The sequence below is a fragment of the Chitinophaga sp. genome (assembly GCF_035564935.1).
Taxonomy (GTDB): domain Bacteria; phylum Bacteroidota; class Bacteroidia; order Chitinophagales; family Chitinophagaceae; genus Chitinophaga.
This window is the reverse complement of record NZ_DATMTE010000237.1, coordinates 1-8514: the sequence shown is the minus strand read 5'-3', so window position 1 is coordinate 8514 and position 8514 is coordinate 1. Positions and strand designations below refer to the sequence as shown.

At 48.1% G+C, this 8514-nt stretch carries 6 protein-coding genes and 1 pseudogene; 3 read left to right on the top strand and 4 right to left on the bottom strand.

Going from position 1 to position 8514, the window contains the following annotated elements:
* On the top strand, positions 1-301 hold a 301-nt coding region (locus VN105_RS06290; RefSeq protein ID WP_325639012.1), incomplete at its 5' end, for a hypothetical protein.
* A gap of 69 nt (positions 302-370) precedes the next feature.
* Positions 371-2230: a M1 family metallopeptidase gene (locus VN105_RS06285; RefSeq protein WP_325639010.1), complete on the top strand. Its 1860-nt coding sequence runs from the start codon at positions 371-373 to the stop codon at positions 2228-2230.
* A gap of 3 nt (positions 2231-2233) precedes the next feature.
* On the opposite strand, the gene VN105_RS06280 is transcribed toward VN105_RS06285, so the two are convergent.
* From VN105_RS06280 to VN105_RS06265, 4 genes are read right to left on the bottom strand one after another with little or no spacing between them, the layout of a single operon-like run.
* Complete coding sequence (locus VN105_RS06280; protein ID WP_325639008.1) at positions 2234-3259, bottom strand: DUF4249 family protein; 1026 nt, start codon at positions 3257-3259, stop codon at positions 2234-2236.
* 3 nt (positions 3260-3262) lie between these two features.
* Positions 3263-5950 (bottom strand): TonB-dependent receptor, encoded by a 2688-nt coding sequence (locus tag VN105_RS06275; protein WP_325639006.1) that lies wholly within the window; start codon positions 5948-5950, stop codon positions 3263-3265.
* The gene (locus tag VN105_RS06270) at positions 5901-6878 is read right to left on the bottom strand and encodes a FecR family protein (protein WP_325639004.1); all 978 of its coding nucleotides are present in this window, start codon (positions 6876-6878) and stop codon (positions 5901-5903) included. The genes VN105_RS06275 and VN105_RS06270 overlap by 50 nt, the downstream gene beginning before the upstream one ends.
* Positions 6879-6925: 47 nt before the next feature.
* Entirely contained in the window at positions 6926-7489 is a 564-nt protein-coding gene (locus VN105_RS06265) for an RNA polymerase sigma-70 factor (protein ID WP_325639002.1), read from the bottom strand.
* A gap of 426 nt (positions 7490-7915) precedes the next feature.
* On the opposite strand from VN105_RS06265, the pseudogene VN105_RS06260 reads away from it, so the two are divergent.
* Positions 7916-8514: pseudogene (locus tag VN105_RS06260) on the top strand (glycoside hydrolase family 3 N-terminal domain-containing protein); the annotation flags it as partial.

Sequence of the window (8514 nt, the reverse complement as noted above, 5' to 3'; positions counted from 1 at the left end):
ATACAAGGCGCCGGCAGTAGGAGCAGAGGCCCAGTTCGACCGCGGCCTCCGGCCGGAGAAGCACCCCAAATATCTCTTTGATAAAAAAACAATGAAAGACATGCAAAATATGGGTACTGTAACCGGCTATTCCTCCAAACGCCGCAATACTGCCCCCACTATTCCCTTGCCGGGAAAGGGGGCCAACGGGAAAGACAGTACGAATACGGCCACCGACAGCCTGCATAATCCCATATCCGATAGTTTGCGTATCCCGGCAGATTCTCTTAAAGCACCGGCAGATACCACGCATATTCCTTAATCGCTTTACCCCCTGTGATGCCGTTTCGGGGTAATTCCCTACTTTTGAAGCCACCGCTTTATTCAGCTTATGAGGAAATATTGTATTCTATGGTTGCTGCTGGCGGCGCTTCAGCAAGCCACCGGTCAAACCCCTTTATATATGCCGCTGACCATTAAAAAGGCATACGATCATCAAACCCGCAGCTACAGCGGCGCACCAGGCCCAAAGTACTGGCAGAACAAGGCCGGGTACAATATCAGGGTAACCTTTGATCCGGCTACCAACGGCGTGTCTGGCTCAGAACAGATCCAATACACGAATAACAGTCCAGATACGTTAAGGGCGGTTAACTTCAAACTGTTTCCCAACCTTTTCCAGAAAGGCGCCATCAGGAATATGGCTGTTTCCCCGGAGGACCTTACCAACGGCGTGGTAATAAAGAACCTGAAAGTGAACGGAGAAGCTAAACCTTTACCGGGCGCCATTCGCGGTACCAATATGCCGGTGTATATCCCGGAGCTTTATCCGGGACAGTCGGTGCAGTTTGCGCTCGACTTCTCCTACACCCTCAATGAAAATACGCATATCAGAACGGGTTCGGTAGATTCCGGCGCCTATTTCATCGCTTACTTCTTCCCGCGCATTGCCGTGTACGACGATATCAACGGATGGGACCAGATCCCTTATACCGGCACACAGGAGTTTTATAACGACTTCAGCGATTTTCGTGTAGCCATTACAGTGCCTGGCAACTACCAGGTATGGGCCACCGGCGATCTGAAAAATACCGCCGCTGTATATAACGATAAATATGTACAGCGCATCGCTGCCGCTGAGAAAAGTAACGATGTGATAGCGATAATAGACAGCAACGATATAAAGGAGGGAAACATCAACCGCAGCCGTAATGCCGGCACCTGGCAATTCGAGGCCGTTAATGTCACCGACTTTGCATTTGCCATCAGCAATCACTACTGCTGGAATGCCAGCAGCGTTGAGGTGGACGCTGCTACAAAAAGACGTACCCGCGTAGATGTTGCCTTTAACCCTGCCCATGCCGATTTTTTTGACGTAATACATTATGCCCGCACTACGGTAGATAAGATGAGCCACCATTTTCCTGCATGGCCTTTCCCATACCCGCATGAAACGGTTTTCGACGGACTGGATCAGATGGAATACCCCATGATGGTGAACGATAATCCGCTAACAGATAAAGCGCAGACCATAGAGCTCACCGACCATGAAATATTCCATACCCTGTTTCCCTTTTACATGGGCACCAACGAAACACAATACGCCTGGATGGATGAAGGATGGGCTACCATAGGAGAGTGGATCATATCGCCGCTGATCGACAGCTCCATCGTGGATGATTATGGGATGGCGCCTTACAACTTTATTGCCGGTAAGCAGGCGGATCTGCCTGTCATGACGCCGTCTAATCAAACTACGGATGCCTATGTCACCAATTCTTACCCCAAACCCGCCCTGGGCTATCTTTATGTGAAAGATATGCTGGGCGACGCCCTTTTCCTGAAAGCGCTGCATTATTATATGTCGCAATGGAATGGTAAACACCCGCAGCCATACGACTTCTTTTACTGCATGAACACCGGCGCCGGCAGGAATATGGACTGGTTCTGGAAAAGCTGGTTCTTCGACAACGGGTTTCCCGACCTGGGCATTACCCGTGTAACACAGAAAGATAAACAGGCTGCCGTTGAAATCACCTCCGTTGGCAATAAACCCGTACCCATAGATGTTACCGTGTTTTTTGAAGATAGCAGTACCGTTAAGTTACACCGCAGCATTGCTGTATGGGAAAAAGGCAATAAAACAGTATTGCTCCGGTTTCCATCTCCCCAAAAAATAAAAAAAGTAACATTGGGCAGCACCTGGGTAGCAGACATCAATAAACGGGATAACCTATACGAAATAAAGTAACACTTACAGTTTGTCGTAATACAGGTAATATAATTTCTGGTAGCTGCCGCCTACAATACCAAGCCCGCCCTGTGTATTGCTTTTGAGCTGGATGGCCTGGATAAGGCTGTTCAGCCCCGGGTTGCGCTTTACCTTTTCATAGGTGAGCAGGAAATCATAATATTCTCTGGAGACAGATTTTACATATACCAGCACCCTTCCCACAGGAGCAATGGCTTCAGCAGGATTGGAGCTGAGCGCGGTGGCATTGATATAAAAATAAGTAGTAAGCGGCCTGCCGGATTGGGTAAACAGGATGCTGTTATAATTTTCATTCAGGCCGCCGATCTGGTTGTTGTCTGCATTTTCGTCCTGTGTATAACAGGGGATGCGGAGATAATCGTTGAGAAAACTACTGTCTTTTCTGGGATTGCAGCCGGGCAAATGCTTCACTTTCCGGTAAAGGGAATCATGTTCGCTTTTCTTGTAACGGATACCCCTGTACGAAAAAGTGGTATCTGTTATAACGCTTTGCTTCAGCGCTTCCATTACCACGTATTGCTTCACACCTGGAATAGGACTCACGGTAAAATGAAAACGCAAAACCGGCCGGCCGTTAAGCAATGTACGCACCGTGTCCAGCAGGTCCACTTTAAAGGGCGGAGGGATGGAAGCCATGGCGGTAACGGTTTTCAGGCCGGGTACCATCACCTGCACTTTATAGTTCCTGGCTGCATCCAGTTTTGTTTTACCACGATACACGCTCATGGCATTGCTGGAGTCTTTATCATAGGTAAGCGTTTCCAGCAGCTGCCCGTTCTTATCCATCAGCTGTACATCTGCATTTTCTACCAGCTCAAAACCAGTGTTAATGCCAGGGCCCACCGGTTTACTTTTGCCTACCCTCACTTCGGGAACACTATTGGCTACCAGTTCGCTGTATACTACTTCCCGGGGAACGGCATTGTTGGGCGGCAGCGGTAATTCCTGCTCACAGCCCGCCAGGAGCAGGATACTTAAAACCGGTATGAATATAAAAAGGTATTTCATTGATCAAAATTTGAAGGTGTAGCTCAGGTAAGGTAAGGTTCTGAACAAACTATACTGGTATAACTGCAACGGGTATACGTTGGAATAATCAAAATACGAGAACTGGTCAAAGCTCACAATAAAAGGATTCGTCCGGTTATAGATATTATATACGCCTGCTGTAATTACATGATGGAAGCGCTTTTCATTACCAAGGTTTAACGTGGCGCCCAGATCCAGGTGATGCACGGGATGCAGCCGGTAGTTGTTTAACCGGGAAATGTAGGGCAGGTAATTCACCTGGAAGGTGGAGAACGGCGAGTAACGTTCATCCAGGTATCCTTTGATATTACGGCTCCAGTCGAAGTCGGGGAATATTTGCACCGGCAACGTGAAAGGTGCGCCGGAGGCGAATTTCCATGAGGCAGACAGGCTCCACTTCGGATTAAACCGGTATTTGAGCGCCAGGGAAAGATTATGGCGCCGGTCTTCCTTATATGGGAACATTTTACCGGCGTTGAGGCGGTCGAACTGCCGCCAGGCCCACGACAGGGTATAGGAAAAGATGCCCGTAAGTTTGCCTTGCGTTTTTTCCAGCAGCAGTTCGCTACCATAGTTATAACCATTGCCGGCAATTACTTTTTTCTCCCAGAGGTCAGAGTTGTCGAAGATATTCAACACCGTATTGGTAGTCACAATATTCTTCAGTTGTTTATAATAGAGGTTCACATTAAAGCGCCAGTGATTATCCCATTGCCGCTGGTAAGCAAGGCTGTACGAATACGCATGTTCCGGTTTTATATTTTCCGTGCTGGGCACCCAGAGGTCTGTAGGTAGATTGATCACCGGTGTGGTGAGTTGATGCACAAACTGGGTCATCTCAGCAAAGGAGGCCTGCAGGTATTGCGAATGCGGCAGCTTCCACCGCAGCATCAACCGGGGCTGCAGGCTGCTGTAAAATGAAGTGCTTTGCGCCAGTGCCCCGAAATGCAGTCCAGGCCTCACTATCAGCCGGTCGTTCAGCAGCCTGAGTTCATCTTCTGCGTAAGCAGAGATCTCGGACATATAATAGATAGGCGCTTTTCTTTGTGTGGCTTCTCCTGCAGAGATATTGTTATGGTAAGCGGTGGGCGCAAAGTTATGATAGGTATAACCGCCTCCGAAGGAAATATGATGTGTGTTGCTGACCGTATATTCCGTTTCATTCCTGATGGCAACGTCCCTGATCCGGGAAACGCCTTTTCCCCTTACAAACAAAGAGTCGTAAAAGGAGAGAGGGATGATGGAATTTTGTGTAAAGAGATTATAGAAACGGCTGTAGGTAGCGGTGGTGCTGGAAAATATCCTGGGGTTCACTACCCGTGTCCACTTCACGGCAGCGGTGATATTACTCCAGTCGAAATTGTAATCATCAAATAGTTGTATAACCGGGTTCTCGCTCCTGATAAACATCTTATCCTGTCCTTTATAGAAGCTGACATAGATCCTGTTCTTCTTGTCAATTACCTGGTTCAGTTTAAAATTTACATCATAGAGATAGTACTTGCCATAGTCTTTTAGTAAGGTTTTCCCATAAAAGGCATCTACCAGGGATCTTCGCACCGACAGGGAAACTGAGCTACGGTCTTTTACCACAGGGCCTTCCAGCAGGAAGCTGCCTGATACCGGGCTTAAGGAGGCGCTGCCATGCCACTCTTTCATGTTCCCGTCTTTTGTACGGATATCCACTACAGAGGAAAGGCGGCCGCCATAGCGGGCGGGAAAGGCATCTTTATAAAGCGATACGTCTTTAACAGCGTCTCCGTTAAAGATGGAGAAAAGCCCGAAAAGGTGACCGGTATGATAAAGCGGTACCCCATCGAGGAGATAGAGGTTTTGGTCGGCGCCGCCGCCTCTTACCAGCAGGTTGCTGCTGCTTTCCAGGGAGCTGCCCGTTCCGGGATACAGCTGCAGTGATTTTAATACATCCTTTTCACCCAGCAGGGCGGGGAAGTTGGATACATATCCAACGGGCATATTAATATACCCCGGTTGCGTGGTAACCGTTTCTTTTTCTCCGTTCACCACCACGGTTTGCAGCATGCTGCGTGCCTCCATGTGGATGTCCATCTGCCCGTCGTCCGGCGGGGGCAGGTGCTGAAATACGGGTTTGTAACTGATATGTGAAAACACCAGGCCCTGGCAGGTATCCGGCACCTGCAGGCTGTAGAAGCCGTAGGCATTGGTTTCGGTTCCTTTGCGGGTAACCGGATCGTATATAGATGCACCGATGATCAGCTCATTGCTGTTCACTTCTTTTACAAACCCGCTGATGGTATAATATTGCACTTGTGAAGTTTCCCTGAGCAGGAATATTTTCCCGTTGAGGGCGGCTACCTGGATACCTGTTCCCTGCAGGATGGCACTCAGTACAGCGCCGGTAGTTTTCTCCGTTCCGCTGAGCTGTACTTTTTTGTTCAGGTGTAAAAAACTGGAGCTGTAGGAAACGCTGATACCGGTTACCTTTTGCAGGTCCTGTATATAATGCAGGATGGTTCCCTGCTTTGCAGCCGGCGTGTAACTGACATGCAGCAGATCATTCCCGTTTTGCTGCGCCCGCAGGTATTGGAAGGGGAACAGTAACAACAGCAGGATGCCGTAAGTAATGGAATAACGTTTGGGTTTACTGGCTGATGACGATGGAGTCGCCCTCCTGTTGATAATGGAAACCAAGCAATAGTTGTAATTCATGCAAAACATCATCGCAGGACTGATTCCGGAATGTGATCGTAGCTTTTTGCTGCGATGCGGTTTCCCTGTATTTTTCATCAACCCTGATATCTTTTGCGTAAAAGTCGGCTAATTGCGGCAATATTTCAAGCAGTGTCTGGTCATTAAATTGCAAAATACCTGTTTTCCAGGCGATGAAGTTGAGGTTATGATTATTATTGGCCAGCAGGAGCCCATTGCCCCATATGCCGCGTTGCCCGCTGTGCAGTATTACTGTTGCAGTATCGCCTTCTATGCCCAGTTTTACGCTGCCTGAAGCAACGGTAACGGCGGTACTGTCTTTTCCTGTTTGCACGGTAAAGGAAGTACCCAGCACTTCAATCACGGATTGGTTGGGTGTTTTCACGAGGAAAGGGTGTCCGGGATCGCTGGCCACCTCGAAGAAGGCTTCTCCTTCCAGCTCCACGATACGCTGATTGTGACGATAGCCGTTGATGTACCTGATAGTGGCGCCCTGGCGGAGGGTAACCATTGATTTATCGGGTAGTTCCAGGCTTTTTATTTTGCCGTCGTTAGCGGCCAGTTCATGTTTTTTAAGGGAGGAGCGTGTTTCCAGCCACCAGGCGCCGGCGGTGAGCAATACCAGGATAGCCGCTGCTGCAGCGTATTTGGTGTAAAGTGTTTTTACGCGTGAAGCGGGTGGCTGAATGGCCTGGCTGGCCTTATCCCAGGCTGCTGCTGTATTGTATTGCCTTTGAGGCACAGCGGCCGCATTGCTGTCGCGCCACAGCTTTGCCAATGTCTCATATTCCGCCCTGTTCCCGGGAGAGGCTTCCAGCCATTGTTGCAAGGCAGCAGATTCAGCTTCCGTACATTGACCAGAAAGATTTTTGGCAATCAATTCATACAGGTAGGTGTCAAATTGCTCCATAATACAGTGTGCTCTACTTAATTAACGCTCATAAATATAAGAACCCTCTACAAGGGTATGAATAATTTTAGCAAAAACAGGATACTTACCGGCAAACCGTATTGCTGCAAATATTTTCGCAGCAGTTTCAGGGCCCGTCCCATATAGTTCTCCACCGTTTTGGCGGAAAGGCCCAGTTTTGCGGCCGCCTGCTGATGCGTCATGCCCTGCAGCCTGCAGCAGGTAAACACCTCCCTGCATTGTGGGGGTAGGTTTGCGATAGCCTCGTACACCAGCTGTTCATAGTAAGGTTTTGCATTTTCAATTTCTTTTTCACCAGGATCTTCCGAAACATCTGCCAGCCACTCAAAGCCTTTGTTGCCCGCCTCTTCTGTGCCTTTCTTGCGTAATACGGAAATCGAATTATTCCTGACCGCACGGAACAGGTATGCTTTTATATTCGGTATGCCTATCAGCTGCCGGTGTTTCTCCCAAAGCTTAATAAAGGTTTCCTGTACCACATCTTCCGCTGCTGCATCGTCTTTCAGGAAACTATAGGCATAGTTACACAAGTCGTTGTACTGCGAATGAAATAATTCTTTATATGCCTGGTAAGAAGGTGATGTAATCATTTAACCTTCAGGAAGTTTTAGTATATGAAATGATCGCTGCGAAAGTAACTATCTTTTTGAAACAAATAGCGGTTTACACATTACAGATAATAATTTTATCAGCAGGAAAAGAGGAGGAAAAAAAAGTTTAAAAAAGATAGAGGGAAGCAGGGTTTTCCGCGTCAGCATTATAACAGCTATGCTTTGTTTGTTAGAAGTCGTTTTTTTTAGTTGTGTTTTTAATCCGGGGTTGCATATGGTTCTGTGCAACCCTATTTTGAACTCCTCCCATTTTTCCTGTATTCTGTACATGGTTCTGTTGACCCCAAATTATCCTGACCCTTTGCAGGATGATATTTTAACTAATCCTGATGCTTCTTAAAATATTTTTTGCAATCCATTGCATAGACTAGTATTTTGGCAGCCGGAATATTAAATACCATAGAGATGAAGCTTATTTCCACGGGCGCCACGTTGCTGCTATTGGCAGCCACTATTGCCAATGCACAAACAAAAGCCGGCATTTACAAGGACGGCTGGATTGATTTTAATAAAAATGGCAGGAAAGATATTTTTGAAGATCCCCGTCAGCCTGTTAATAAGCGGGTACAGGACCTGCTGTCGCAGATGACCATAGAAGAGAAAACCTGCCAGATGGCCACCCTTTACGGCTATGGCCGCGTGCTGAAAGATGAAATGCCCAACGCCGGCTGGAAAGAACAGGTATGGAAAGACGGGATCGCCAATATAGATGAGGAACTCAACAGCCTTCCCTTCAATAAGAAAGCGCAAACGGAATACTCGTATCCCTTCAGTAAACATGCTACCGCCATTAATACGGTGCAGCGCTGGTTTATAGAGGAAACCCGCCTGGGGATCCCGGTAGATTTTACGAATGAAGGCATTCACGGCCTGTGCCACGACAGGGCCACGCCGCTTTGTGCGCCTATTGGTATAGGCAGCACCTGGAATAAAGACCTGGTGAGCCGCGCCGGCCATATTGTAGGCCGGGAAGCCAGGCTGCTGGGGTATACCAATGTATACGT

Excerpts from the sequence above, each read along its gene's own strand:
- VN105_RS06270 (WP_325639004.1), bottom strand. The coding sequence starts at position 6,878 with ATGGAGCAATTTGACACCTACCTGTATGAATTGATTGCCAAAAATCTT.
- VN105_RS06280 (WP_325639008.1), bottom strand. The coding sequence starts at position 3,259 with ATGAAATACCTTTTTATATTCATACCGGTTTTAAGTATCCTGCTCCTG.
- VN105_RS06285 (WP_325639010.1), top strand. The coding sequence starts at position 371 with ATGAGGAAATATTGTATTCTATGGTTGCTGCTGGCGGCGCTTCAGCAA.
- VN105_RS06265 (WP_325639002.1), bottom strand. The coding sequence starts at position 7,489 with ATGATTACATCACCTTCTTACCAGGCATATAAAGAATTATTTCATTCG.